At 59.3% G+C, this 26,239-nt stretch carries 27 protein-coding genes; 20 read left to right on the forward strand and 7 right to left on the reverse strand.

Translation table 11 applies throughout. The annotated features are described in order from the left end of the window. Positions 1–21 precede the first annotated feature (21 nt). Positions 22–468, reverse strand: coding sequence for a phage regulatory CII family protein (locus tag G5137_RS00510; RefSeq protein ID WP_421254869.1), 447 nt, complete (start codon positions 466–468; stop codon positions 22–24). A gap of 409 nt (positions 469–877) precedes the next feature. On the opposite strand from G5137_RS00510, the gene G5137_RS00515 reads away from it, so the two are divergent. Next, positions 878–1,570 carry a LexA family protein gene (locus tag G5137_RS00515; RefSeq protein WP_421254718.1) on the forward strand — a complete coding sequence of 231 codons (693 nt, stop codon included), beginning with the start codon at positions 878–880 and terminating at the stop codon, positions 1,568–1,570. 11 nt (positions 1,571–1,581) lie between these two features. On the opposite strand, the gene G5137_RS00520 is transcribed toward G5137_RS00515, so the two are convergent. Further along, positions 1,582–2,331 carry an SHOCT domain-containing protein gene (locus G5137_RS00520; protein WP_421254719.1) on the reverse strand — a complete coding sequence of 250 codons (750 nt, stop codon included), beginning with the start codon at positions 2,329–2,331 and terminating at the stop codon, positions 1,582–1,584. Positions 2,332–3,386: 1,055 nt separating this feature from the next. Between G5137_RS00520 and G5137_RS00525 the strand changes: the two genes are divergently transcribed. The 10 genes from G5137_RS00525 to G5137_RS00570 all read left to right on the forward strand — a co-directional run bounded on the left by G5137_RS00525 (position 3,387) and on the right by G5137_RS00570 (position 8,753). Next, positions 3,387–3,608 (forward strand): hypothetical protein, encoded by a 222-nt coding sequence (locus G5137_RS00525; protein WP_421254720.1) that lies wholly within the window; start codon positions 3,387–3,389, stop codon positions 3,606–3,608. Between the two features lie 37 nt (positions 3,609–3,645). Beyond that, positions 3,646–4,983: a phage N-6-adenine-methyltransferase gene (locus G5137_RS00530; RefSeq protein ID WP_421254721.1), complete on the forward strand. Its 1,338-nt coding sequence runs from the start codon at positions 3,646–3,648 to the stop codon at positions 4,981–4,983. After that, complete coding sequence (locus G5137_RS00535; RefSeq protein WP_421254722.1) at positions 4,980–6,716, forward strand: phosphoadenosine phosphosulfate reductase family protein; 1,737 nt, start codon at positions 4,980–4,982, stop codon at positions 6,714–6,716. The genes G5137_RS00530 and G5137_RS00535 overlap by 4 nt, the downstream gene beginning before the upstream one ends. Further along, on the forward strand, positions 6,713–6,868 hold the full coding sequence (locus tag G5137_RS00540) for a hypothetical protein (protein WP_421254723.1): 156 nt from the start codon (positions 6,713–6,715) through the stop codon (positions 6,866–6,868). The genes G5137_RS00535 and G5137_RS00540 overlap by 4 nt, the downstream gene beginning before the upstream one ends. Beyond that, complete coding sequence (locus G5137_RS00545; RefSeq protein WP_421254724.1) at positions 6,868–7,119, forward strand: hypothetical protein; 252 nt, start codon at positions 6,868–6,870, stop codon at positions 7,117–7,119. The genes G5137_RS00540 and G5137_RS00545 overlap by 1 nt, the downstream gene beginning before the upstream one ends. Next, the gene (locus G5137_RS00550) at positions 7,116–7,553 is read left to right on the forward strand and encodes a hypothetical protein (protein ID WP_421254725.1); all 438 of its coding nucleotides are present in this window, start codon (positions 7,116–7,118) and stop codon (positions 7,551–7,553) included. The genes G5137_RS00545 and G5137_RS00550 overlap by 4 nt, the downstream gene beginning before the upstream one ends. Then, on the forward strand, positions 7,529–7,723 hold the full coding sequence (locus G5137_RS00555) for a hypothetical protein (RefSeq protein ID WP_421254726.1): 195 nt from the start codon (positions 7,529–7,531) through the stop codon (positions 7,721–7,723). The genes G5137_RS00550 and G5137_RS00555 overlap by 25 nt, the downstream gene beginning before the upstream one ends. 85 nt (positions 7,724–7,808) lie before the next feature. Then, positions 7,809–8,066 carry a hypothetical protein gene (locus tag G5137_RS00560; RefSeq protein WP_421254727.1) on the forward strand — a complete coding sequence of 86 codons (258 nt, stop codon included), beginning with the start codon at positions 7,809–7,811 and terminating at the stop codon, positions 8,064–8,066. Further along, positions 8,066–8,548 carry a single-stranded DNA-binding protein gene (ssb, locus tag G5137_RS00565; RefSeq protein ID WP_421254728.1) on the forward strand — a complete coding sequence of 161 codons (483 nt, stop codon included), beginning with the start codon at positions 8,066–8,068 and terminating at the stop codon, positions 8,546–8,548. Before G5137_RS00560 ends, ssb begins: the two co-directional genes overlap by 1 nt. A 10-nt stretch (positions 8,549–8,558) precedes the next feature. Continuing rightward, on the forward strand, positions 8,559–8,753 hold the full coding sequence (locus tag G5137_RS00570) for a helix-turn-helix transcriptional regulator (RefSeq protein ID WP_421254729.1): 195 nt from the start codon (positions 8,559–8,561) through the stop codon (positions 8,751–8,753). Here G5137_RS00570 and G5137_RS00575 read toward each other — a convergent pair. Next, positions 8,700–9,893, reverse strand: a complete 1,194-nt coding sequence (locus tag G5137_RS00575; protein ID WP_421254730.1) for a tyrosine-type recombinase/integrase — start codon at positions 9,891–9,893, stop codon at positions 8,700–8,702. The genes G5137_RS00570 and G5137_RS00575 overlap by 54 nt on opposite strands. Before the next feature lie 183 nt (positions 9,894–10,076). Between G5137_RS00575 and sbcB the strand changes: the two genes are divergently transcribed. Both sbcB and G5137_RS00585 read left to right on the forward strand, forming a co-directional pair. Next, on the forward strand, positions 10,077–11,504 hold the full coding sequence (gene sbcB, locus G5137_RS00580; RefSeq protein ID WP_421254731.1) for an exodeoxyribonuclease I: 1,428 nt from the start codon (positions 10,077–10,079) through the stop codon (positions 11,502–11,504). A gap of 155 nt (positions 11,505–11,659) precedes the next feature. Further along, positions 11,660–12,160 (forward strand): hypothetical protein, encoded by a 501-nt coding sequence (locus G5137_RS00585; RefSeq protein ID WP_005360277.1) that lies wholly within the window; start codon positions 11,660–11,662, stop codon positions 12,158–12,160. Positions 12,161–12,237: 77 nt separating this feature from the next. On the opposite strand, the gene G5137_RS00590 is transcribed toward G5137_RS00585, so the two are convergent. Continuing rightward, positions 12,238–13,947 carry a glycoside hydrolase family 36 protein gene (locus G5137_RS00590; protein WP_421254732.1) on the reverse strand — a complete coding sequence of 570 codons (1,710 nt, stop codon included), beginning with the start codon at positions 13,945–13,947 and terminating at the stop codon, positions 12,238–12,240. Positions 13,948–14,112: 165 nt separating this feature from the next. Between G5137_RS00590 and G5137_RS00595 the strand changes: the two genes are divergently transcribed. The 3 genes from G5137_RS00595 to cdd all read left to right on the forward strand — a co-directional run bounded on the left by G5137_RS00595 (position 14,113) and on the right by cdd (position 16,234). Next, on the forward strand, positions 14,113–14,469 hold the full coding sequence (locus G5137_RS00595; RefSeq protein ID WP_005333279.1) for a CidA/LrgA family protein: 357 nt from the start codon (positions 14,113–14,115) through the stop codon (positions 14,467–14,469). Then, positions 14,466–15,152, forward strand: coding sequence for an LrgB family protein (locus tag G5137_RS00600; RefSeq protein WP_021230200.1), 687 nt, complete (start codon positions 14,466–14,468; stop codon positions 15,150–15,152). Before G5137_RS00595 ends, G5137_RS00600 begins: the two co-directional genes overlap by 4 nt. A 197-nt stretch (positions 15,153–15,349) precedes the next feature. After that, positions 15,350–16,234, forward strand: a complete 885-nt coding sequence (cdd, locus tag G5137_RS00605; protein WP_005333283.1) for a cytidine deaminase — start codon at positions 15,350–15,352, stop codon at positions 16,232–16,234. 134 nt (positions 16,235–16,368) lie between these two features. Here the strand turns inward: cdd and G5137_RS00610 are convergent, their stop codons facing one another. Then, positions 16,369–17,754 carry a tryptophanase gene (locus tag G5137_RS00610; protein ID WP_421254733.1) on the reverse strand — a complete coding sequence of 462 codons (1,386 nt, stop codon included), beginning with the start codon at positions 17,752–17,754 and terminating at the stop codon, positions 16,369–16,371. A gap of 474 nt (positions 17,755–18,228) precedes the next feature. Between G5137_RS00610 and G5137_RS00615 the strand changes: the two genes are divergently transcribed. The 4 genes from G5137_RS00615 to asd all read left to right on the forward strand — a co-directional run bounded on the left by G5137_RS00615 (position 18,229) and on the right by asd (position 22,850). Continuing rightward, the gene (locus G5137_RS00615; RefSeq protein ID WP_421254734.1) at positions 18,229–18,393 is read left to right on the forward strand and encodes a DUF2256 domain-containing protein; all 165 of its coding nucleotides are present in this window, start codon (positions 18,229–18,231) and stop codon (positions 18,391–18,393) included. Next, on the forward strand, positions 18,393–19,913 hold the full coding sequence (locus tag G5137_RS00620; RefSeq protein WP_421254735.1) for a cryptochrome/photolyase family protein: 1,521 nt from the start codon (positions 18,393–18,395) through the stop codon (positions 19,911–19,913). The genes G5137_RS00615 and G5137_RS00620 overlap by 1 nt, the downstream gene beginning before the upstream one ends. A 154-nt stretch (positions 19,914–20,067) precedes the next feature. Further along, positions 20,068–21,375: a D-amino acid dehydrogenase gene (locus G5137_RS00625; RefSeq protein ID WP_421254870.1), complete on the forward strand. Its 1,308-nt coding sequence runs from the start codon at positions 20,068–20,070 to the stop codon at positions 21,373–21,375. 362 nt (positions 21,376–21,737) lie between these two features. After that, positions 21,738–22,850: an aspartate-semialdehyde dehydrogenase gene (gene asd / locus G5137_RS00630; RefSeq protein WP_376896633.1), complete on the forward strand. Its 1,113-nt coding sequence runs from the start codon at positions 21,738–21,740 to the stop codon at positions 22,848–22,850. Between the two features lie 105 nt (positions 22,851–22,955). Here the strand turns inward: asd and fdhD are convergent, their stop codons facing one another. Both fdhD and G5137_RS00640 read right to left on the reverse strand, forming a co-directional pair. Further along, complete coding sequence (gene fdhD / locus G5137_RS00635; protein WP_421254736.1) at positions 22,956–23,813, reverse strand: formate dehydrogenase accessory sulfurtransferase FdhD; 858 nt, start codon at positions 23,811–23,813, stop codon at positions 22,956–22,958. Continuing rightward, a complete protein-coding gene (locus G5137_RS00640; protein WP_421254737.1) occupies positions 23,810–25,939 on the reverse strand; it encodes a sigma 54-interacting transcriptional regulator in 2,130 nt (709 codons plus the stop codon). Before G5137_RS00640 ends, fdhD begins: the two co-directional genes overlap by 4 nt. Positions 25,940–26,239: the final 300 nt, after the last annotated feature.

Genomic DNA, 26,239 nt, shown 5'->3' on the forward strand with positions numbered 1-26,239 from the left:
CAGTGCGGGGCCGCCTTGTTTCTACTTGCTGGCGCTCGTTGGCAACTGTCGAACGTTGACTGCCGTGGTACTGATCAGCCCCAACACATGCTCTGCGACCTGAGTGCCGATCCGCTCAATCTGGCCGTGCTCCATCCGGTCGATGATGCCGTCAGCGCGAGCGTCGTGAATGGCTTGCATCAGCGAGCCAAACACCGCCTGTGCCAACAGCACCTGCTCAACCAGATCGTCATCACTGACAACGCCGGCAGGCAGCTCTACCAGAACCTTGCCGCGGCTGGCTGACCAGGCCTCAAGAATCGCGTTGTCACCGGTGAGTTCGGTGATCGCGACAGCCTCCGCCAGTGTGATGTGGCGATCGTCACAATCAGGATTGAGCTTCTTGCAAAACTCCCCAGGTTTGCGGCCCATCAGTCGCGCCAGCTCGCTGGCGTTATAGCGATGGCCAATGCCGTAGGCAGCAGCCATCACATCAGATGACCGGAAAACTGCCTGAGCTTTTGCCGTTGTGTCATTCCGTTGCTCTGTCATAGTTGTTCCTAACTGCTAGTTATTGCCGCTCGGCAAATGCTGATACAATCGCCCGCCCCTCATCAGTGAGGGGTAGAGCTGCAAGTTCAGATTGGCTCAAACCTTGCAACTTGAGCTTGGGTACCCAGGTCACTGGGACCTTGCCTCTCCGGAACGCATTGCTTACACCCTCGGGGGTAATGTCCAGTGCGTTAGCGAGAGCACTCTTGGAGCCAAATCGAGTTATCAGGGTATGCATGGCGTCCTCTGGTCTTTTTTACAGCTCAAATCATAACTCTTGGTTAGCAAAACCAGCAAGAGGTTAAAGTTAGCACCAGATCGCAACATAATAACCGGACGTTAGGATATGGATGAGAAACAGACACAAATGGCGCGTTACGAAGCCGATAAAATGGCATTCGCCGAGCGACTCAACTTCGCTCTGGATGAACTTGGATGGCCACAGCGGGGCAGAATTGCCATGCTCAAGCGAACTCTGCGAGAGGACCTGTCCGAAATATCGGTGCGCAAATGGCTGAGAGGGGAAGGCTTGCCAGAGGTTAAAAGACTTGGTGAGCTGGCCAGGATCACCGGTAAGAGCGTGCAGTGGCTACTTACAGGAACCGATACGGGTGAAGGCAATGTCGAGCCTCAGCCATTCCCTATCTATCAGGTGCCACTTATTGCTTGGGTCAGCGCTGGCGAGTTTAGGGATTGCGGGGATGTACCAACCCTTGAAGAGGCTGAAGAAACCACAATAAGTCCGGTGCGCGTGGGAACCAGAGCCTATGCGGTTCGAGTGAAGGGTGACTCAATGGTCGCGCCGATGGGGGGCAAATCTTATCCCGATGGCACCATCATCATCGTGGATCCCGATGTTGAGCCGGCGCCCGGGAAGAAAGTCATCGCCCGTTATGGCAACGACATGACCTTCAAAGAACTTGTGATGGATGCAGGCCAGTGGTGGTTGAAGCCATTGAACCCGCAATATCCAATGCTCCAGGTAAATGAGGATGTCCACATCTGTGCAGTATTGGTCTGTTCGGTGATGATTGAATAGCTGCTTGCATCTTAACTTGCATTGCAATTTGCAAGCAGCTGCCCCTTGAGCAGCTCAAACTCCTGCTGGGTTATTTCGCCACGATCACGAAGCCACACCAATTTCCCCAGCTCGTCAGCGACACTGCCGCCATTCATCTTGGCAGCCGCTACCGCGTTACGCGCACACTGCTTGATGAGTGTTTCAACTCTTGCTACCCATATCTCTGCAGCTCGTCTTGCGTGCGCCACCACTGATGAATCAGCCCTGTGCTCACTTGCCAGCAGGGTGATAGTGACCAACTGAAAATCTTGGTCTGTGGTGGAGATCAATACCTCTATGCCTGCCAACGTACCAGTACTGATCTTCTTGGCTGTCAGGCCACCAAGCAAAGCCCCGACGCCTCCCAGCATCACGCCGCCGATCACCGCCCTCCCCAGCTGACTTCCGCCCTTGGTCTTGGTGTGCGTTGCGCCAGCGGTTTCATGCACCTTCACGCCTATGACCTGCTCGCCCTGAATGATCTTGCGACAGTTGCGATAGCCATCGTAGTAACGCACCGCCAATTTATTGCGGACCAGATCGATCCCTACCCCATTCCAGGCTCCTTCGGCCCACGTGTGATAGGTGGCAACAAACGCCTCCAGCTGTTGCTTGACGGCCAACTGTTGCGACAGCTCCTCCCCGACGCTACCCAGCAGACTCGACCCGCATTGAGGGCAGACCCGCTCACCTTTATCAGCCAGAGCGAGGCAGGCGCGACACTCCATCAGTTCACTCATATGGACTCCCTCCCATAAAGAAATCCATTTTTGCACCAAATGAACCCATTTGAAAAAAAAACGACAAACCTAACTTTTGGCTATTGACCAAAAAAATAACCAATATATCCTAACCAAAAGTTAGGAAACGAATTCAGTGCGAAAGACGACCCCAGCCGGAGGGCCAGCGAAAACTGGCAGCGGTGGCAACATACCGCTTGGGAATATAACACCGGCAACCGGGCTGATTCACCTCCCCGCTCTCCCCTTGAAAGGTGTAATGCGTGCCGACAAGGGTGACCGGAAAACAAAATCAGTGACCGGCTGGCAGCTGGAAAGACAGCGAAGTTACAGAGAACAAAGCGAGTGGCGGGCCTGACTCCCCAGCCACCCACCCGGTGAAAGGCCGGGACACAACTGGGATTGCATTGGGGTGGAGTGGAACCACGCTAAAAACCACAGCTGATTACCGCCCTGCATGGCACGGAATCAGTAACCAGTGCAATCCACAGTTGTGGTGATAACCATCCCATAAGCTGCGAGCAGCCGGGAGGTGCCGATAGGAAGTGCAATCGTAGGACACCACAGCCAACCGATTTGACCACCCCAAGGAGGTGATCATATCTCCCACCGCTGGGTTATGCGGTCGCCTGGTCCCGCTGTGAAGCGCCACCAAGGCCCTCGCCGAGAGGCGACAGTTTCGAAATGGTAGGTCTGCCCGTGAGGGCGCACCGGTGCCGACAACACGAACGGCTGACTCGCTGTGAAGCGCTCAGCCTCACCACAGGTGCAACGCATGTGGTTACTACTCCTGATGTTGATCTGGCTGCTCGGGCTGGCAGCTGACCAACAAGCAACACCAACCGTCACCTCCATGGCGGCGCCATCAAGGGCAGTTCCACCGCTTACGATGGCACAGGGCTCCAGGCCCTGCCAAACCAGCCCGACATGTTCTCTCCTGGCCCCGGCAACGGGGCCCTTATCCCACAAGCGATAGCGGCCCAACAGCGGGTCACGGCCTCCTATTGCCTGTCGCTTGTGTGATGAGACCAATTTCAGAGATAGCGGAGGCAGCCATGCACCCAAGCGATTTCATTGCCAAGCACATCAAGGCAACGCTGGAGAAAGAGCAATTCCCCCCCCATGCGATCTCGCTGGGCGTGGCTGAAGCCAAGCGCTATTTCGACCGGACACCCAGCTTTGCCAAAGGGAAGGTGTTCGATGAGTGCCTCAAGGCGGCCCGCGCAGTAGCAAGGATCGCGAAGAAGGCGGAATCGGCCAGGAAGGCCAAACCCTGATCCGGGGTACGGGTCGCAACGTGTAGGTGATAGACCAATGAACCACTACGCCAAAGCGCTGGCAGAGCTCCAGCTCCAACCTGACCACGAACTCAAGCAGATCGGCGACCAGTGGCAGACCCCCAAGGCGCTGGCCTGGGGCCTGTTCCACCACTTCGCACCCACCCTGGGGCCGGTGGTGCTCGATATGTTCGCCGATGACTGCAACCACCTGGTGCCGAACTACTACGATGCGGCCGACAACGCCCTCACTCAGGAGCTGGCATCCGACCTGCGCCGCCTGGGTGGTGCTGCCTACGGCAACCCGCCCTACTCCCGCCCATGTGTCGATGGCGAAGGCAACCACATCACCGGGATGGAGCCCATCCTCAACTTCTGTCGCGAGCAGCGGGCGCAGGGCGCCAAGATCATGCTGCTCATCAAGGCCGCTACCAGTGAAACCTGGTGGCCGGAGGATGCCGACTTTATCCAGTTCATCAGCGGCCGCATCGGCTTTGAGGTACCGAGCTGGTACGTCCCGCGGGATCCGAAGAAGGATAAGCCAAGCGCCAGCGGTTTCGCCTCCGCCGTGGTGATCTTCGATGCCAGCTGGCAGGGAGAGCGTCGCCCGGAAGCCCGCCTGCGCCGTGACGACCTGATCACCACAGGCCAGATCATCCTCGACATGATCCACCGCCAGGCTGTTGCGCTCAACGAAGAGGCCAGCCAGGCGATTGCCAAGGTAATCAATGCCGAGCCCGCCATGCTGCAAGACCAGCCTGCCGTCGCCAAGCCGGCTGAGTGGGAGCAGCCGGTGGCAACCGATGACCAGACCAATGAGGCAGCAGCTCAAGAGCTGGCTTTGTTGGAGCCTGGAGAAGATAAACATGCTGATCGGGTTGACCAGGTAGCGACTATTGGCGCTCATCACCCTGACTATTCCGAGCCGGGCCTATATCTGGTTCGATATATCGATGAAGTTGCCGAGCTATCAGATGCAGACCAGAACACCCTGCGTAGCTATCTGAAAGGGTGGTTTAACGAAGGCGAGTCACCGTCCGAGATCTGCTATCGACTGACGCTGGCGGCGGCAAACCTCAAAGCAGGTAAGCAGGTCCATGACGGCTTTGTTTTGGACGGACGCACACCGACCCTTCCGCACTGGCAGCGCCACCCTGCTGTCAAGGCGGTGATCTACCAGATTGACGATGCAGACATCCTGACACCGGCCAAGACGTCCGAACTAGCAGGCTGGGTCATCGACAACCTGACAACCAGCTTTGACCTGGTGGAGCTGGCAACCGTCAAGGCCGCCGAGATGCTCGGTAAGCGGGTTCATACCGAGCAGCAGCTCGACATGCTGGATGACACCCGTAAGCAAGGAGCTGCAGCATGAATCGCCTGATAGAGACCGCTGTCGCGCCTATGGTTGGCTGGCTGCGCGAGGGATATTCGCTCTGCGTATCCCTGAGCTGGGGCAAAGATAGTACCGCCGTGCTGGTGCTGGTGATCGAAGCGATGAAGCGGGCAAAAGCTGCGGGTATCACTCTGCCACAGTGTTTTGCTATCACCAGCGACACCACAGTTGAGAACCCGGCTCTTGGCGCCTTCTTTGAACAGATGTCCAGCGAGCTCGAGCGATTCTGTGTGCTTAACGAACTGCCGCTGGAGTACCGGCTCGTGACTCCTCCACTGACTGCATCGTTCCACTATGTGACCGTTGGTCGCGGTAAGTTGCCACGCTACCCAGGCATGAGCCGGGATTGCAGCAAGGATTGGAAGATTAACCCGATCATCAAGGAGAAGAAGGCGCTGTCCAGACAGTTCGGCAACGCAATTATCAGCTTGGTCGGCACCCGCTTCAGTGAGTCTGAAGAGCGTGAGGCTCGCATGCTGGCGCGAGGTGATGAGGCTGGCGTCATCCTTACTAACCCAGGTGGCGACCTGTACGCAGTGCCAATCGCAGACTGGGATGAAGTCGATGTCTGGACGCTGCTGCGCAAGTGCGACCAACGCATGGGCAATCCGCTGATCACCTCATTCGTTTGCCACTTTGATGACCTGGTGCTGCTCTACAAAGATGCCAACGGCGGGTGTGTATCCGGATTGGCAGACAGTCAGCTCAACAGTTCGGCCTGCGGCGCCCGTTTTGGCTGCTGGTCATGCGTCGCCACCGGCGAGCGCGACAAGTCGCTGCAGGCCATGATCGAGAATGACCGCGACCAATACGGCTATTTGAAGCCGATCGCCGACTTCCGCGACTGGTTGTTCGGTATCCGTTGGGATATGTCGGCCAGAGAATGGTTAGGCCGTACCGTTGACAAGGTTACCGGTCACATCGTGCTTCAGCCTGATTACTTCAGCTTTAAGACCCGCCGCCAGATCTTGCGCTACATGCTGAGCATTGATGCTGATGAGTGCGCCTGGGCAGATGAACACAATGATGGATTCCCGCGGTTCCAGCTTATCCAGCCGTGGCAGTTGGTCATCATCGACTTCATATGGTCTATCTACCGCGATGCACCCCATGCGTTTTCAGCGCTGTATGAGTATTACCAGATCCACCGCTGCGGCCGCCGCTACTATCCGGAGCAAGGTCAGCCAGCAGAAAAGGTGCCAGTACCAAAGCGCCGTTGGTTCAAACCGCCTGAAGGGTTTGCACCACCTGATGGCATTGGCGGCCTTACAGACCCGCTGATTATTCATGCGCAGCGCCATGCTGGCATTAAGCAGCCCACTATCAATGACCGCGTCACCGGGGTGGAAAAAGAGGTCATGGCCTTCGACATCGTGCCAGAGATGGAGATCGACAAGAGCGAGGCCCTGTTGTGGCTGGAGCATTTTATCGACAACAAGATAGCCATCGAATGCACCGGAGAAGACCCGGCAGAAGCCATCAAATTCTACCTGCATCACCGGATGGTACAAGTAAGCCATGGCCAGCCCGCCAGCCTGGATGAAATCATCCAGCGCTCAGAGATGTGGGCGCGTCTACAGAAAAAACTCAACGTCCCCGACATTCAGGCATGGGCAATAGAGAACTCTATCTCCGATGAAGAGCACAAGGCGATCAAAGCGTTCTATCCGAAATCGAGTCGCCATAACGTCATTTTTATGGAGGCAGCATGACCACCAACAGCCAGAAGCTGATTTGCAGCAAAGGCCTGAAGAAGGACCGCGCCGCGACCGAAGCGCTCAAGCGGCGCCAGCAGAAACGGGCGGAGATCGAACTCCGCCAACTGGCCAGCCAGTATGGCATTGACCACGAGGAGATACAGTGATGACCAATCAAACCCCAGCAGCTCACTGGCGCGAGAAAGGCGAGCCGGATCAGCAAGGTGAGACCGTGACAGAGGCACCATGCTCCAAACATGTGGCATGGCGAATGATGTCAGGCGACTGGCGGGATGAGCTCGTTTCAATCCATGGCCCTGACGGACTCATCGCCAGCGGCCTCACAGTAAACCAGGCGACAGCAATCATCGCCGCTCACGGAGGTGTCAGCGATTCGAGTCAAGGCGGTGCAGCATGAGCATCGTGCAGGACATAGCAGAGTGGATTCACGGCAGAGAAGGCGGGGCCATCAGTGCCGAGGTGGCAGCCGAGTTCTCCCTCGCTGTCAGCGAGGCCAGCATTGTGATGGGGCAGATCCACAGAGAGTCCCGCTTCACTACCAGGGTTGAGCACTTCTGCATGGTTGGGGATAACGGCCGTGGCCGCCACACTCGCCGCCTCTATGTGGACGTGGTGAAGCCGCCGCAGTGGCGCAAGACCCCGGTAATAGGCACTTGCGGGGATCAGGTTGTCCGGTTCGACAGCGTCACAGATGCAGAGACCAAGGGCGGCTTTGTCAGGGTTGGCATCACCCGCTGCCTTGCTGGCCAGCAGGAGAAGCACGGCGGGTACCGCTGGCAGATAGACACCACCAAAGGAGCAGGCAAATGCACCGCTACAGCTACACCCTGAGCGCCGCGACCGAACTTGGCTCTGCGCCGGATCGCCTGACCGGTACCATCGAGGCACACCACCCGATGACCCACCAACAGATCAGGCTGGCGGCCATTGATAATGCCCCAGCCCAGTATCTCAACTTCAACGAGCTGGAGTACCAGGAGATTGAAACGATCACAGATTGAAGGGCTGGCAATTCTGGCTGGCACAGCACTGATACTGGCCACCCTGGCCGCGATGTAACAGATAACAACTGTCCGGGAGGACACGATGAGCACCAAACTCCACCAACGCAATTACCGCGATGATATGGCCCAGGCCATCCTGCAAGAGCAGTCAGGCAACTTTGCCGATGCCGCGCTCTCATACAAGAAGGCCCAGCACCATGCCGCCAGCGCCAATATGCTGAGCAAGGCCAAGTTCGCCATGGCCCGCCGCATTCGCTGCCTCAAGAGCGCCAAAGATCCCGAGTGGCGTCAGGTAAATGATAAGTTCCAGCAACTCCACCAGCCTCTGGAGGCTCGCTGATGGCCAGCCGCGGTATCAACAAAGTCATCCTGATAGGCAATCTCGGTCAGGATCCGGAAGTGCGCTACATGCCGAGCGGCGGAGCTGTCACCAACATCACCCTGGCCACCACTGAAACGTGGCGTGACAAGCAGACAGGGGAGCAGAAGGAGCGCACCGAGTGGCACAGGGTTGTCTTTATGGGCAAGCTGGCAGAAGTGGCCGGCGAGTACCTGAAGAAGGGCTCTCAGGTCTATGTTGAAGGCAAGCTGCAGACCCGCAAATGGCAGGACCAGAGCGGCCAGGAGCGCTACACCACCGAAGTGCTGGTCGATAGCTTCACCGGCGTGATGCAGATGTTGGGCGGTAGACCGCAACAGGGCCAGCCGCAACAACCACCAGCATCACAGCCACAGGGCGGATATAGCCGCCCCGCACAGCAACCGGCACCGTCCGTTTACAGCGAGCCACCGATTGATTTTGACGACGATATCCCGTTCTGAAGGAGACATTATGATTGAGCCAATCGAGAAAATTGAACAGAAAGAGCTGCTTGTAATGCTTGGCAAGGGACGGACCGCGCTCTATCACCTGCGCAATAAAGACGCCACGTTTCCCAAGCCGATCGACCACCAGCCGCTGCGCTGGATCAAGTCACACGTCATTGCGTGGATTGATAGCCACAACCGAACTGCCACCCACTCCTAACTCGCGCTGGAGGACTGACCACCAAAGCTCATATGCAGCCCGTTGGTCCTCCAGCCAGTCATGTTTGTTGTACACAGACATCACCCCAAGCAATGCGTGCCCCAGCATGGTTTCAGTAACGTGCGGTGATACGCCAAGCTCTGACAACCTGGTCGACAGGGTGCGCCTTGCATCATGAATGCGCCAATGGGGGATCCCCAAGTTGCTGCGTAAGCGGCTCACCAGCCGATTACACGAGTGGATCTCCAGAGGATTATTCCCCTCCCCTTGCCCAGGGAACAGATAGACAGAGTCCACCGACGCCATCCCAGCCCGTTCGAACAGTTGCTTACCTACTGATGTGATGGGGCGACGAATAGGCTTACCGGTCTTGCTGATCTCCGCCGGCACCGTCCAGACCATAGACTCGAAATCCAGGTCTTGGCGCTTGAGCATTCTGGCCTCGGACAGGCGGCACCCATAGACCAGACAAAGTAAATGGATCACCTTGTTACCGGTGCCTGCCCTGCTCGCCTCAATAGCTCGCCAGATCTTGGCAACCTCGGCTACCGTCAACACCCGGTGCCCGGTCTTAGCGGGCGCCCCGACATCCCGAGCCCGTAAGCTCATCATGTTGGGCACGTTGATCGTGCCGCGGCGGATATGCCAGTTGAAGCATGCTTTCAACCCGGTAATGACCGAACGGGTAACACCAGGTGCTCTTTCGCTTATGGCATCGAAATAGCTCAGCCACATGTCCATAGAAATCTGATTGAGTGGCTTGTCTGGTAACCGGTTCTTAACCGAAGAGAAGGTGTAGCGGTAGTTCTTCTGCGTGCCTTCACGACACTCCCGCATCACATACTTCTCGAACCACTCTTCAAACAGAGCAGCAGGTGTAGGCTCTTCACTGGTTTTAACAATTTGCTCAGGGCCTGCCTTGATTTCCGCGGCCTTGATCCTGGCATCCCGAAGAGTCACCGTAGGGTAACGGCCAATCGTGGTTCTGACTTGTTTCCCATCACGCATATGACGCACTTGGAAGGTGATCAGACCTTTAGGTGACACCCTTATGCCAAGCCCATCACCGTCAGTGACTTCGCTCTGGCCGGAGTATGGTTTACCATTGACGCCTCGCAGCCAGCTGTCTGTAATTGCCATAGCTCACCCAATAAAATTTTGTACTAACAAAATACCATGTTTTGTACTTTGAGTTGTACTAATTGGATGGTGAACATAGGCAGACAGACACAAACAGCAAAGAATTTATTGGGTGCTCAGACAAAGCTGAACACATCATTAAGAACCATATAATCAGAAGCTTAGGCGATAAAACAAGAACACATGAGCACACCCAAGAACCAAACAACACAGCCCACATTCTACTTCCACGACTACGAGACCTTCGGCATCAGCCCCGCCAAGGACAGGCCGTCGCAGTTTGCCGGTATTCGTACCGATGCGGATTTCAACCTCATTGGCGAGCCACTGGTCATCTATTGCAAGCCTCCGGCAGACTACCTGCCGGATCCGGAGGCGTGCCTGATTACCGGTATCACGCCGCAAAAGGCGATGAAGGATGGGCTGTGCGAGGCGGATTTCATTCGCCAGATCCACGAGCAGTTCGCCACGCCGAATACCTGTGTGCTTGGCTACAACAGCATCCGCTTCGATGATGAAGTGACCCGTTATACCCTCTATCGCAACTTCTATGACCCCTATGCCTACAGCTGGCAGAACGGCAACTCCCGCTGGGATATTCTCGACATGCTGCGGGCCTGCTACGCCCTGCGCCCGGAGGGGATCGAGTGGGCGTTTGATGATGAAGGCAAACCGAGTTTCCGGCTGGAGAAGCTGACAGTCGCCAACGGCGTCGCCCATGCCAATGCACACGATGCGCTCTCCGACGTACTGGCCACCATCGAGATGGCCAAGCTGGTGAAAAAGGCCCAACCCAAGCTGTTTGGTTATCTCTTTGACCTTCGCAACAAAAACAAGGTGAAAGCGCTGATTGACGTGGTGACCATGAAGCCACTGGTGCACGTCTCCGGCATGTTCTCTCCTTGGCAAGGTTGTGCAAGCTGGGTCTCGCCACTCGCCTGGCACCCCACCAACCAGAACGCGGTGATCATGGTCGACCTGACCCGCGACCCCACCCCGCTTATAGAGCTCACGAGCGAGGAGATCCGCGAGCGCCTCTATACCAAAAAAGAGGAGCTGGGGGATCTGGCGGGCATTCCGGTGAAACTGGTGCACATCAACAAGTGCCCGGTGCTGGCGCCGGCCGCCACCCTGACGGCGGAACGGGCCGACGAGCTCGGCATCAATCGGGAGCAGTGCCGCAAGAGCCTGGATCTGCTGCGCGCCCACCCCGAGGTACGGGAAAAACTGGTGGAAGTGTTCAATCAGGAGTTCGCCGGCAGCAATGAGAGCGACCCCGATACCCAGCTCTACGCCGGATTCTTTGGCCACGGCGACAAGTCCACCATGGATCTGGTGCGCGCCACCCCGGCGGATCTGCTGGGTGAGCGGGAATTTGCCTTTACCGACGCGCGGCTGCCGGAGATGCTGTTCCGCTACCGCGCCCGCAACTGGCCACACACCTTGAGCGAAGCAGAGCAGAAACGCTGGCGCCTGCACTGCAGCGACTACTTCAGCCGCCGTCTGCCGGACTATGTGCCCCGTCTCGAGGCGCTGGCCGAGCAGAACCAGAGTAACGAACGGAACTTCGCGATTCTAAAGAGTCTCTATCACTATCTGGAAGATTTATGAGTTGTGAGTAGTTTCACAATAAATCCTCCCCGCTCATCCCCTTCTTCAGGTCATAATGACGAAGGGGATTTCCCCAAAAACCAATATCTTGCAACATCCTGAGCGGATGTCTCACAAGCAAGAGATCTCTTTGGCCGAACGGAAGCCATTTGCTGATGCCTCGTCACCACGCACTGCTCGGATTACTGGCCCTGCTGCCGCTGGCAGCCAACGCCGCATACCGGTTCGATGTACCGGATTATCTTGCTCGCCTGCCCGAGCAGACCTATCGCATCGTAGAACAGAACTTCAACACCCTTTATCAGCAGACTGATTTCACTCCTCTGATCACCAACAGCTACTTCAACGGTTCCCATCTCTACAAGTTTGTCGGGGTACCGCTGGCCATCAGCGCCCAGTCAGGTTTCCAGCTGGAGGTGTTTGGTCAGGTCTATAACCGCGCTTCGCAAGCCTATATGCACCTGAGCGAGGATATGTCCCTCTATCGGGTGATGCGGGTCGATCTGATGGGGAACCCCAATGATCAGTTGGCCATCGGTTTTGGTCTGGGGGTGCCCATCACCCCGCTGCTGACCCTCAAGGCGATCGCCTCCGGCAGTGACATCCCGGGCTATGGCTCAGCCAAATACGCCGTCGGCTTTGAGTGGCGTTACTGAAAAAACGTGACTGATAACCGCTGATTGAAACAATTCAGGCTCCATGATGGAGCCTGAATTGTTTGGTGACGCAGTGATCAGGTGTAGCGGATCACCCGCCCCTCGCCCCCTTGCAGGGTCACAGCCGTGCCGACTGCCTGTCCCAGCCAAAAATCGCTTCCCCCTTCCGGCAGCAGAAACTCCTGTGGTTGCCCCTCCCAGTTGAACAGGCAGAGCAGAGTGCCGCCCTCGGGCAGGCTTACTTCTCCGCAGGCAAAGTCCATCGACTCGAAACGGGCAGAGGGTGCTCGGGCTGCGCAGAGCGCAAGCAGCTTATGCAGTTGCGCCGCCTGCTCCTCATCGAGATCTTGCAGTCGATCACCAGCCAGCATCATGCCGCCGCTCGCCACCAACGCCGCCAGATGGAAACTGTATTCAGCTTTACTTGCCTGCTGGCTCGGTAGATCCCGCAGGCAAATGCAGTCGGGGTCGAGGGCCCAGAGCTTGTCATTCTGCCAGGCGCGGCAGAAGGCCTCGCGGGCAATCTGGCGATAGCGGTGGCCATTGCGCTCCACGTCATCGCTCACCCGCATGCCGTGCACCAGCCCAAGGCTCGGCCAGATGGGGGCATTGCAACCGAGCAGGAAAGCGCCTTCACCTGCACCACGCAGGATGGCCGCCATACCACGCCGATAGGCCTCGACCCGGGTGGCGGCCGGATCGTGGAAACGACCACCGTGGATGGCGCCCCAGAAGTTGGCATCGAGTTTGAAGTAGTGGATGCCCCACTGCTCGCGCAGGGTACGAAACACCTGCTCAAGGTGCGCTTGCACCTCGGGGTGGGTGCCGTCCAGCACATACCAGGGGGTGCAGCGCCAGCCGCCATAGGTGACCCGCTCGGAAGGGAGCGGCAGGCCATCATCCCCCTTCACAAACCAGTCGGGGTGATCCTGAAACACCTGCGAACCGGGCTCTGCAATAAAAGGAGCGACCCAGAGGGCAGGCTCGCAGCCAGCCTGTTTGATCTCCTCAGCCAGTGATGCCACCCCCTGCTCGAACTTGGCCGACGGGGTGAGCCAGTCGCCCATTTTGGCCTGATAGCCGTCGTCGATCTGCACATAACGCAGGGTCGGGAAACGCTCGGCACGCACCTGCAGGTTCTCGCGAATATCGGCAGCGCTCACCTCGGCGTAGTAGTGATACCAGGAGCACCAGCCGCTCGGGCGCTCAATTACCTTGCCGATCAGCGAGCAGTGCTCGACCTCGATCAGCTGTGCCAGTTCGGCCAGCAGATCCTCGCGCTCAGCTCCTTCGAGGCAGATCAGCGCCTCGCTCTGCCAGTGCTCACCGGCCGCAAGTTTTCGCCCTTCGCAGTTCATCAGGATCTGCAAGCGACCATCGGGGTAGAGGCGAAACTCCCCGCCAAAACGGTGGCAGCTGGCAAAGGCGAGCAGCAGCCACCCCTTGCCATGCTCCACCAGCAACAGGTTGTGAATGGTGTGATAGTCATTGTCATCAGTGATGCGATAAACGCTGGCATCGGGACAACGGCCGACATGTTGCGGTGATTGCCAGCTACCCATGGTCTGGGCCAGCATCTGGAATCCTTCGCCATAAATGGCGCTCTCCACCGGCAGGCCAAGCTTGCCGTCAAACAGCACCCAGCGCTCGACCGGGGTGGCATCAGAACCGGTGTTGTCGAGTCGCACCCGGCACAGAGGCCCTTCCCACTGACGGGTTTGCAACAGATGGGGTGGCAACGCAGTATCGTTCGCCAGCTGGCGAACTCGGGACAAGAGGGATGTCATCACTACTCCTTGTAGTTCGAAAAAGGGTTCTATCAGACGATGTTCAACAGATAATCTGCATACAAATCAGCTTCAAACGAACTGATTTCAGTTGTTATTGTTTTAATGCCGCGACCAGGCCTCTCTGGTAAACTGCGATTTTTCTTCCCAGTCGATGAGGTTCACGTGATCGCGCAACGCGCCTTGCTGTACTTTCGTGACTTTATGGTCATCGTCGCCTGCCTGCTGGCAGGCAAATCCGTGGCAGCCATCCTGCCGTTTGCCTTTCCCGGCAGCATCATCGGCATGCTGCTGCTGTTTGTGCTGCTCTCCCTGCAACTGATCAAGCTTCATTGGGTCGAGCTGGGGGCTGGCCTGCTGCTGCGCCACATGGGCGTTTTGTTCGTGCCGGTTGCAGTCGGACTGGTGGCCTGGCTTGAGCCATTGCGCCAATCCTTCGGCGTCATCATGCTCTGCATCGTGCTGGGTATCGTGCTGATCCTCGCCACCGTCGGTCGGCTCTACCAGAGGATGAACAAATGATCTTCTGGCTAGCGATCCCTCTGACCCTGGCGCTCTATTTCGCCACCCGCGCCCTCTATCGCCGCCTGCCCTGGCCCATCATCAACCCTGTGCTGGTGCCGACCGCGGTGATCATCGGCCTGCTGCTCTGGTTTGATCTGCCCCTTGAGCAGTACGAGCGCGGCAGCAGCCCCATTACCATGCTGCTGGAGCCCGCAGTAGTGGCGCTGGCACTGCCGCTCTATCAGCAGGCGCGCCAGATCCAGGCCAAGCTCAAGCCCATCCTAATCTGTACCCTCGCCTCCGTCTTGATCTCGGTGTGCACAACCTTGCTGATCGGTCATTTTATGGGCACAGATCCGGCGCTGCTCGCCTCCCTTGCCACCAAATCCATCACCACCCCGCTCGCCATGAGCGTCAGCCAGTCCATCGGCGGCATTCCCGCCATCGCGGCCGCCGTGGTGGTGGTGGTGGGGATTGTCGGTGCCCTGATCGGCTACCCGCTGCTCAGATTGCTGAAAGTGACCGATCCGGAAGCGCAAGGGCTCGCCATGGGGGCCTGTGCCCACGCCATCGGCACCGCCACCTCCGCCGAGAAGGGGATCACCCAGGGGGCCTTTGCATCGCTGGCCATGGTGGTGTGCGGGATCCTCACCGCGGCCGTCGCCCCGCTGCTGTTTGCCATCTATCACTGGCTGATCTGATCACCCCATTGACCACCTTTTGGCCATTCCGGGGGGCCTGCTGGCCTCTCGGGGTGCGACCTGCCGCACAATTTGCACAAGACAAACGTTTCCATTACCATCCCCCTCCGTTTGCCCGTCAGGGCGTGAGCCTGCTCACACATTTACCCGAGCTTGCTCCCTACAATGGCCGCCCAATTGGCCTTTGAGGACACACTATGCATCCCCGTTTTGCCAAGCCATTCGATACCCTCTCTGCCCCGCTCAAAGCAGCCGTGCAGCCCATGCTGGATAGTGCCGACTTCAACGCCCGCTTCACGCCGGAGCAAGTCGCCACCCTGAAAGCCGCCACAGGTCTCGATGATCGCGCCCTGCGCCTCGCCCTGTTGCCGCTGGCCGCCGCCTGCTCGGTAGCGCCCATCTCCAAATTTTACGTCGGTGCCATCGCCTGCGGCCTGAGTGGCACCTGGTACTTCGGTGCCAACATGGAGTTTGCGGGACAAGGCCTGTTCCACTCGGTCCACGCCGAGCAGTCCGCCATCTCCAATGCCTGGCTGGGTGGCGAGACCGGGATCAGCGAAATCACCGTCAACTACACCCCCTGTGGCCACTGCCGTCAGTTTATGAACGAGCTGAGCACCGCCAAGATCCTGAAAGTCTCTCTGCCCGATGACCTGAGCGCCCTGCAATCCTTCCTGCCCCACTCGTTTGGCCCGGCGGATCTCGACATCACGGATGCGCTGATGAGCCCGCAGGATCACGCAGAGCTTGAGCTTCAAAGCGAAGACCCGCTGTGGCAGGCCGCGCTGGCCGCCGCCCGTCAAAGCTACGCCCCCTACAGTCAGGGCTATGCCGCGGTGGCGCTGCAGTTTGCCGATGGTCGCATCTTCTCTGGCCGCTACGCCGAGAACGCCGCCTTCAACCCCAGCCTGCCGCCGATGCAGATGGCCTGCGCCCATGCGGTGCTTAACGGCGAAGATCTCGCCACCATCCGCCGCGCCGTGCTGCTGGAGAACAAAAACGGCCAGATCAGCCAGCGTGACTCCGCCCAGTCCACCCTCAAGGCGCTGGGCTCGGTCGAGTTGGAGTATCAGGCGGTCTGACCCCGGCTTTGCGTCGATAAACGAAAGCCCCCGCACCTTGGTGCGGGGGCTTTTTTACTGGGCCGTTTAACCGGGAGCGACCGGTGATCTGCACAGTTTGGCGCGGTTGATCACCACATCTAACCGGTTGCTGATCAGACCGGTTTCAGCCGCGCCGTGAAGTGGCGTAGCAGCGGCGGCTCGTAGTCAAAGGTGAGCCCGCGAATGTCGCTGGCCCGCGCTTTCACCGCGATCAGGCAGTCGGCCACATAGTCCATGTGATCCCGGGTGTAGACCCGCCGCGGAATGGTCAGACGCAGCAGCTCGAAGTCTGCCGCCTCCTGCTTGCCGGTGGCGGGATCGCGCCCCAGCAGCAGGGAGCCAATCTCCACCCCGCGCACGCCCCCTTCCAGATAGAGCTCGCAGGCGAGCGCATGGGCCGGGAACTGCTCGGCCGGAATATGGGGCAGCAGCTTCTTGGCATCCACAAACACCGCATGACCGCCGGTGGGGGTCTGGATGGGGATGCCAGCCTCGGCCAGCCGCTCGCCCAGATAAGCCACCTGACTGATGCGGTAAGTGAGATACTCCTCATCCATCCCCTCGCGCAGGCCGATGGCGAGCGCCGCCATGTCCCGCCCGGCAAGGCCGCCGTAGGTGACAAACCCCTCCATCGCCACGCAGCGCACCTGCACCGCGCGAAACAGGTCGAGATCTTCCTTGAAGCAGCAGAGTCCGCCGATATTGACCAACCCGTCCTTTTTGGCCGACATGGTGAAGATGTCCCCCAGTGCGAACATCTGGCGCACTATCTCCTTGATACTGTGCTTGGCATAGGCCGGGTCCCGCTCCTTGATAAACCAGGCGTTCTCGGCAAAGCGGGCGGCGTCGATCACCACCGGAATCTGGTGGCGACGGGCCAGCGCCGAGACCGCCTCCATATTGGCTATGGAGACCGGCTGGCCACCGGCACTGTTGCAGGTCACCGTGATGATGATGCCGGCCACGTTGTCGGCCCCCAGGGTCTCGATGGTGTCGGTCAGGCGGGGAAGATCAAAATCCCCCTTCCAGGCATAAGGGGCCGTGGTGTCGAGGGCCTTCGGGGTGAGCAGGTTGATGGCCCGCGCCCCGGCCAACTCCACATGGGCCTTGGTGGTGTCGAAGTGGTAGTTGGAGATAAAGACCGGTGCCTTGCCCTTGCAGCGCTTGACCAGCTCGGGGAAGAGGATCTGCTCCGCCCCGCGCCCCTGGTGAGTGGGCATCACATGCTGGTAGCCAAAGATCTCGCGCACCGTGCGCTCCAGCTCGACGAAGTTGCGGCTGCCCGCATAGGCCTCATCCCCCATCATGATGCCAGCCCACTGACGGTCGGACATGGCACCGGTCCCACTGTCGGTCAGCAGATCGATATAGACATCCTCGGCCAGCAGCAGGAAGGGGTTCCAGCCAGCGGCCTCTAGGGCGGCGCGACGCTCAGCGCCAGTGGTCTGTTTGATGGGCTCGACCATCTTGATACGAAACGGCTCGGGTATACGACGCATAAAAGACTCCTCACCGGCGCAAGGCCAGTGTGTTTGAAATCGGGATTGGCAAAGAGGCCGGGGCGATCAGGGTCGTCCGGCTGACAAATTCAAACGGCGGGTGCCACCAATCAGCGGTGAGGAAAGTCGAAGGTCAGAATGGGATCCCGGGTATACCAGTGGGCGAGCAGGCAAGCTGCCCGGGGCGTAGCTGTCATGATTGGCATCACTCCCCTCCATATCGGTTGTAGACAGTCGGTGGCCAACTATGTCGATGAACCCATGTCCATTGATGGATGCTGCCAACGGGCAGCCTCGCCACGTTAACGGCTGGTTAATTGGCAAACAAGGGGCGCACCGACGGGCTGTGCGCCCGCTCACAAAGTGGGCATCTGCGCGGCAAACCGGCAGTGAGGTTGATCCGTCCACGCCCCCGCTTCGTTATTCTCCCTACCCACACGCCACATCCCCCATCAGCCAAGGCCGGAAGCCATCATGCATCGCAAACCCATTCTGCCCGAGAAGATCTGCCCCGTCTGCCAGCGCCCCTTCAGCTGGCGGCGCAAGTGGGCACGTAGTTGGGAGGAGGTTCGCTACTGCAGCGAGCGCTGTCGCAACGCTCGTCACAGCAGCCAGCAACCTGTGGGAGAGCGAGTCTGATGGAGCTGCGTCTTGTTCTCGGCGATCAGCTGAACGCCGGTCACAGCTGGTTTCGCACCCCGGATCCGGCAATCTGCTATCTGATGGCGGAACTACGTCAGGAGACCGACTACTGCCGCCACCATCGACAGAAGGTGCTGGCCTTCTTTGCCGCCATGCGCGCCTTCGCGGCAGCCCTCACCCAAGCGGGCCACCGCGTCTGCTACCTGACCCTGGATGAGAGCGCCCGCTGGCCCGATTTGCCCGGCTTGCTGGAGGCTCAACTCGAAGCACATCAGGCCAGCAGCTTTGCCTGGCAGAGCCCGGACGAGTGGCGCCTTGCCAGCCAGTTGAAAAGCTGGGCGGCGGGCCTGGCCATCCCTGCCACCGAGGTGGAGAGCGAGCATTTTCTCACCCCCCGCGATGGCTGGCAGCGCTACCCCCACAGCCGGATGGAGTTCTTCTACCGCGCCCTGCGCAAGCAATACCAAGTGCTGCTCGATGAGTGCGGCCAACCCCTTGGCGGGCGCTGGAATTTTGATGACGAGAACCGCGCCAAGCTGCCGGCGAGCCAGCCCATCCCGGCGCCCCTCACCTTTGCCAACGAGGTGATCGAGATTGATGCCATGCTGACCCGCCACGGGGTCAGCACCATAGGCGAGGCAGATGCCAGCGGGCTGCCCTGGCCCATCACAAGGCGCCAGAGTCGCGAGCTGCTGGCCCATTTTCTGGCCCACTGCCTGCCCCACTTTGGCCGCTATCAGGATGCCATGAGCGAGCGGGGCTGGAGTCTGTTTCACAGCCGACTGTCGTTTTCCCTCAACAGCAAAATGCTTCATCCGCTTGAGGTGATTCGGGCCGCCGAATCCCACTGGCAGGCCAATCAGGCCACCATCACGTTGGCACAGGTGGAGGGGTTTATTCGCCAGATCCTCGGCTGGCGCGAGTTTGTCCGCGCCCTCTACTGGGAAAAGATGCCGGGCTATCAGCAGATCAATTTTCTCGGGGCCAACCGGCCGCTGCCCGGTTTCTTCTGGAGCGGCGAAACCAGGATGGCCTGCGTGCGACACGCCATTCGCCAGTCCCTCGAGCATGGCTACGCCCACCATATCCAGCGGCTGATGGTGACCGGCAACTTTGCCCTGTTGGCGGGGCTTGATCCTGACGAGGTGGATCAGTGGTATCTCGGCATCTATGTGGATGCCATCGAGTGGGTGGAGCTGCCCAACACCCGCGGCATGAGCCAGTTTGCCGATGGCGGCCTGATGGGCAGCAAGCCCTACGCCAGCAGCGGCGCCTATCTCGAGCGGATGGGCCACTACTGCAAGGGGTGCCACTATCAGGTCAAAGCCCGCCACGGCGACGGAAGTTGCCCCTTCAACAGCCTCTACTGGCACTTTCTTTGGCGCAATCGGGACAAACTGGGCGGCAATCCCCGCCTCGCCCTCCCCTATGCCAACTGGGATGGCCAAGCCGCAGAACAACAGCAGGCCATTTTGGCGACGGCGGAGCAGTACCTGATCAAGCTGGAGCAGCTGTAAGCGGGCCATACCCCCTGACACAGCCCTGGAAACAGCGCAGCGATTTACGCTGGCAATCAGGCTCTCCATCGCACCAAACACCAGCTTGTGACAGGCAAGCAGACGGAGATCCCAATCCTGCGCAGAGCGGTTGAATATCCTGTGGCGGCTGATTATGGTGGTGGCCACATCAGGAGATCAGTCAAGGAAAGACGATATGGAGATAGTGATTCTCGGTGGCGGCGTAATTGGGGTAACCAGCGCCTGGTATCTGGCCAAAGCGGGTCACAAAGTAACCCTGCTGGAGCGACAAGGTGGCGTCGCCCTAGAAACCAGCCATGCCAACGCCGGGCAGATATCCCCGGGTTATGCGGCCCCCTGGGCGGCCCCCGGCATTCCCCTCAAGGCCGCCAAGTGGATGCTGCAAAAGCATGCCCCCTTCACCGTGCGCCCCACCGCCGACCCCTTCCAGCTTCGCTGGATGCTCAGAATGCTCGCCAACTGCACTCCGACCGCCTATGCCACCAACAAGGGGCGCATGGTGCGTCTGGCCGAATACAGCCGCGACTGCATGAAGCTGCTGCGCGACGAGCTGAATATCGATTACGAAGGGCGCCAGCTCGGCACCCTGCAGCTGTTTCGCAGCCAGTCCCAGCTCGATGCCAGCCAGCGCGATATCGAGGTGCTGGAGGAGTATGGCGTCCCCTACCAGTCGCTGGATGCCAGCGGCTGCGAAGCGGCAGAGCCTGCGCTGGCGCGGGTGCGCGGCAAAATCGTCGGCGGCTTGCGTCTGCCCGGCGACGAGACCGGCGACTGCTTCCGCTTCACCAAGGCCCTTGCCCTTGAAGCCGAGAAGCTCGGGGTCAAGTTTGTCTTCAGCTGCGACATCGACGAGATTGAGCAAGCCCGTGGCCGAGCCGTGGCGGTGCGGGCGGGCGAGCAGCGCTATCGCGCCGATGCCATCGTCTGTGCGCTCGGCAGTTATGCCACCGGTTTTTTGCGGCCGCTGCTGCGCCCGCTCGGGCTGGAGCTGCCTGTCTATCCGGTCAAGGGCTACTCCCTCACCCTGCCGATGATCAACGCAGACGCCGCGCCGCGCAGTACCGTACTCGACGAGACCTACAAGGTGGCCATCACCCGCTTTGACGAGCGGATCCGGGTCGGCGGCATGGCGGAGCTGTCGGGCTACAACCTCGCTCTCAACCCCAGACGCCACGACACTCTGGCGATGGTGGTGGGGGATCTCTTCCCCGAGGGGGGCGATATCAGCCAAGCCGAGTTCTGGACCGGCCTACGCCCCATGACGCCGGACGGCACCCCGCTGGTGGGGCCGAGCCCCATTCCCGGCCTCTGGCTCAATACCGGCCACGGCACCCTGGGCTGGACCATGGCGGCCGGTTCGGGTCAGCTTCTGTGCGATCTCATCAGCGGCAGCGAGCCCGCCATCAGCGATGAGGGGCTCACTCTGGCTCGTTACGGCTAAGCACCTAAGCTGTCGGGCTGTTTCACACGCCAACTGCGCCCCCCAGACAGCAGCAGAGGACGTCCTCAACCGTTTTATTGACAGGCCACCGCCATAAACGGTGGCCTTTTCATCTGATGTTGACCTTCTCCCTCCCCGTCTACCTGAGCGGTGCTCTGGCTGCCGGTTAATGCAGCAAACGGCACAGAATATTGCGCAATTCGACTTGCGCAAGCCGCCACAATCCGTAATGTGGATAGACGCATTTTTCGCAGCGCATATTTTTTAAATGGCCTGTAAACCGCTTGTAAACAGGCGTCGCCAGACAAGGGGTTACGGGTGTCACCACGAGTTTCTTTAGCAGCAATCCAGGGTAGGACAATATGAAAAAAGTAGGTTTGGTCGGTTGGCGTGGCATGGTGGGATCGGTTCTGATGAGCCGGATGCAGGAAGAGCAGGATTTCGCCCATATTCAACCCACATTCTTCACCACCTCCCAGGCCGGTGAGGCCGCACCCAACTTTGGCGTCGATGCCGGTACTCTGCAAGACGCCTTCGATATCGAGGCGCTGGCCAAGCAGGATATCATCATCACCGCGCAAGGCGGCGACTACACCAAGGATGTCTATCCGCGCCTGAAAGCCGCTGGCTGGCAGGGTTACTGGATTGACGCCGCCTCCTCCCTGCGGATGGAGAAAGATGCCGTCATCATTCTGGATCCGGTCAACGGCGACGTCATCGAGCAGGCCCTGAACAACGGCATCAAGACCTTCGTTGGCGGCAACTGCACCGTCAGCCTGATGCTGCTGGCCCTCGGCGGCCTGTTCAAGGCCAATCTGGTGGAGTGGGTGAGCGTGGCGACCTATCAGGCGGCCTCCGGTGGCGGTGCCCGCCATATGCGCGAGCTGGTTACCCAGATGGGGATGCTGCGTGACGAAGTGGCGGTCGAGCTGGCGGATCCCGCCTCCGCCATCCTCGACATCGAGCGCAAGATCACCGAGAAGACCCGCTCCGGCACCCTGCCGGTAGACAACTTCGGCGTACCGCTGGCCGGTGGCCTTATCCCCTGGATCGACACCAAGCTCGACAACGGCCAGAGCCGTGAAGAGTGGAAGGGTCAGGCCGAAACCAACAAGATTTTGGGTATCGAAAACGCCGTCATTCCGGTGGATGGTCTCTGCGTGCGGATCGGCGCCCTGCGCTGCCACAGCCAGGCGTTCACCATCAAGCTGAAAAAGGATGTGCCGCTGGCGGAGATCGAAGCCCTGCTGGCAGCCCACAACGACTGGGTGAAAGTGATCCCCAACGATCGCGACATCACCGCCCGCGAGCTGACTCCGGCGGCCGTCACCGGCACCCTCAGCATTCCGGTTGGCCGTCTGCGCAAGCTCAATATGGGCCCGGAGTATCTGGCCGCCTTTACCGTGGGTGACCAGCTGCTGTGGGGCGCCGCCGAGCCGCTGCGCCGCATGCTGCGTATCCTGCTGGCGCGCTAATCCGCCACAGCAGCAGATACAACAAGGGCGGGGAGTCACACTCCCCGCCCTTTTTTATTGCCAGTTTTTATAAGCCCTTTAGCAGGCTCTCACTCTTGCAGTCACTTAAAGCAGAATGCGCTGACAGCCGCTGTAGATCTCGGCCCGCCCGGGGCGGCAAAAACCCACCAGGGTGAGCCCGGTCTGCTCGGCCCGCTCGACCGCAAGCTCGGTAGCAGCCGAGATGGCGAGCAAGATCTCCACGCCGGCGCTGGCGCACTTTTGCACCATCTCGAAGCTGGCGCGGCTGGTCACCAGAATGGCGCCGTCACGGCGACCAGTGCGGCACAGATGGCCGACCAGCTTGTCCAGCGCAATATGGCGCCCCACATCCTCGCGGATGGCGAGAATATTGCCCTCACCATCCAGATGCACTGCCGCATGGGTAGCGCCGGTGCGCTGACCCAGCAGCTGGAGCGGGCGCAGCGCGCTCAGCACCTTGTCGATATGGCCCACAGCCAGACGCTGACTGTCGGGCAAGCTTGGCTGGGTGCGGATCACCTGCTCCAGACTCTCGCTGCCGCAGATGCCGCAACCGGTGCGCCCCGCCATGGTGCGCCGCTTCTCTTTGAGGCGATGAACGCAGCGATTGGCCAACGTGATATGCAGCTCAATCCCCTGACAGCCGTCAGTCTGCTCGATATCGTGGATATCGAGCAGGCTGTCGATGATCCCCTCGGATAGCGAAAAACCGATGGCAAAATCCTCCAGATCGGAGGCCGAGCACATCATCACGCTGTGGGCGATACCGTTGTAGACCAGCGCCACCGGCGTCTCGGAGGGGAGCGCCATCTCGCTGTCGCAGGTCAAGGTATCGGCGCGGTAGTGCACCACCTCGCGATGGATAGCGCAGCGTGCCAGCTCGTTCTGTTCGCTCTGTTCTCTCTGCTCGCCCCGCGCCTCAAGCTCTATGGCCTCTCTCATGGTGCGACCCCGTCAATGATCTCGGGATCTCTGGCCGAAATGCCGAGCCGCTTCATTTTGGAGAGCAAGGTGGTGCGCTTCATGCCGAGGCGGTTGGCCGCCCCCCGCTCGCCAGCGACTATGCCATTGCAGTCGCGCAGGGCGGCGATGATCGCCTCGCGCTCATCTTCCGGCCCCTCGGCAAAGAGCGGTGTGGCGGGCTCGTCATAAACCAGGGTCTCAATCTTGTGATAGCCCTTGAGGGGCATCAGCTCCTCCGGCGAGAGGTTGAGCACATGACCGCGGGTCATCACCACGGCGCGCTCGATAACGTTCTCCAGCTCGCGGATATTGCCGTACCACGGCAGCGACACCAACATCTTCATGGCATCGGCGGGGATCGAGGTGATGGTGCGGCGCATCCGCTTGGCAATCTTCTTGATAAAGAAATTGACCAAGAGCGGAATATCCTCGCGCCGCTCCCGCAGCGGCGGCAGCTCGATGGGAAAGACGTTGAGGCGGTAGTAGAGATCGCTTCGAAAGCGCTTGTTCTTGACCATGGAGAGCAGATCGCAGTTGGTGGCGGCCACCAGCCGCACATCCACTGCTATGGGGTTGCTGTTCCCCACCCGCTCCAGCTCGTGCTCCTGCAATACCCGCAAGAGTTTGGGCTGCAAGTCCAGCGGCATATCCCCCACTTCATCGAGGAACAGGGTGCCCTTGTGGGCCCGCTCGAAACGGCCGATGCGCTGGGTCAGGGCACCGGTAAAGGCCCCCTTCTCGTGGCCAAAGAGATCGCTCTCGATAAGGCCAGTGGGGATGGCGGCGCAGTTCACCTTCACCATCTCGTGGTCGTGGCGGGCACTCAGGGCGTGAATGGCTTGGGCGATCAGCTCCTTGCCGGTACCGGTCTCACCGAGGATCAGCACGGTACTGTCGCTCTCGGCCACCAGCCGCACCTTCTCCAGCACACTCTCCATCACCGCGCTCTGGTAGATGATATGGGGGAACTCCCCCTGCATCTGCGGCTCGTTGATGCGAATGGTCTTCTCTTTGGCACCGTTGGTGTTGGAGATCTCCTGCTGCGCTTGCACGTTGTTCATGGCAATGGCCGTACGTGCCGCCACCTGCTCCAGCAAGGAGATATCGATATCGGCAAAAAAGTCGGCGTTGGGGTGCGAGAGGATCAACACCCCCAGCAGGTTGCCCCGATAGCGCAGCGGCAAAATGCAGGAGCTGTCAGCCTCTGGCGGCAGGATCTGGGAGGTAAAGCGGCAGCGATTGCTGCAGCCGTGGCCGTGTTCGCGATAGACAAAAAACGGCTCGCTATGACCAAGGGCCCCCTGCAGGCACTTCTTTTCGAAACAGGAGTGATCGATGATGCCCGGCTGATCGCTCTGGTGCTGATTGACCAGATAGCTCTTGAAGCTGTCGGAGGTGGCGTTGTATTCGGCCAGACACAAGCTGCTAATGCCGAAGTGGTGGTGCAGGATGGCAAACAGGCTCTTGGGCAGTTCGGCGATGCGCACCAGTTTGATCACCGCGTTGGTTACATCCACCAGAATTTTGCAGCTGTCGCGCTCAAGGCGCAGGGAGTTGGCCTGCTCCAGAGTGCGCTCCTTGTCGAGCACGTTCTCGAGCGCAATGGCGATAATGGCCGCCAGCTGGGTCAGTTTGGCAAGGGTCTCCATGGTGAAGCTGTCGAGCTGGGTGTTGATAAACTCGACCCCGCCAAGGTGGCTGCGGGCGGTGGTGATGGGGAGCTGGCAGTAGGAGCGCAGCCCCCCGTAGACCCCTTCGCGATCCAGCGCCGGGCAGCGATTCTCAAAGCGGGCGGCAGCGAGAATGATGGCCTGTTCCGGGGTCTCTTTGGCAGGACGGGGGGAGAGGTGCAGCTCTGCCTTGGGGCAGACCAGATGCTTTGGGCCGGAATGTCCCATGAAGTAGAAGATGGCCTCCTCGTCCGCACCCATGTTGAGGATCAGGTTGACCCGGGTCACGCCGCCGAAGCTGGCATCTATCTTGTTGAGTTTGTGGATAAAATCATCGAGCGTCACGGCCGACAGGAGGGATTTGGAGAGCAGGAGGAAACCGTCGTCCCAGATGGGAGAGATCTCGTCCAGGGGGATGGCACTCACATTTAGCATTGCGGCCTCACGTTATATCGATTTAGTCACCAGTCAGGCTGTCCATGCCATCGCATCACGACAAGCACCCGTCACCAAAATAAATAGCCGCAGCCCGTAAAAGCGGCTGCCAATAAGAAAAGCGGTGACGAAAATTGTCGCATGTTGCAATTCCAGAGTTGTTATTAACGAACGACAACAAAAAGTAACATCGTTATCGGGGGATATATTGGAATGGCGACTCATCATAGATGAGCTCAAATTTCATTACAATCCGATTTAATATATCTGATGGCCATATTTAACCGGTTATTTCATCAG

It is taken from the genome of Aeromonas sp. 600282 (assembly GCF_049175755.1).
Classification (GTDB): domain Bacteria; phylum Pseudomonadota; class Gammaproteobacteria; order Enterobacterales; family Aeromonadaceae; genus Aeromonas; species Aeromonas veronii_A.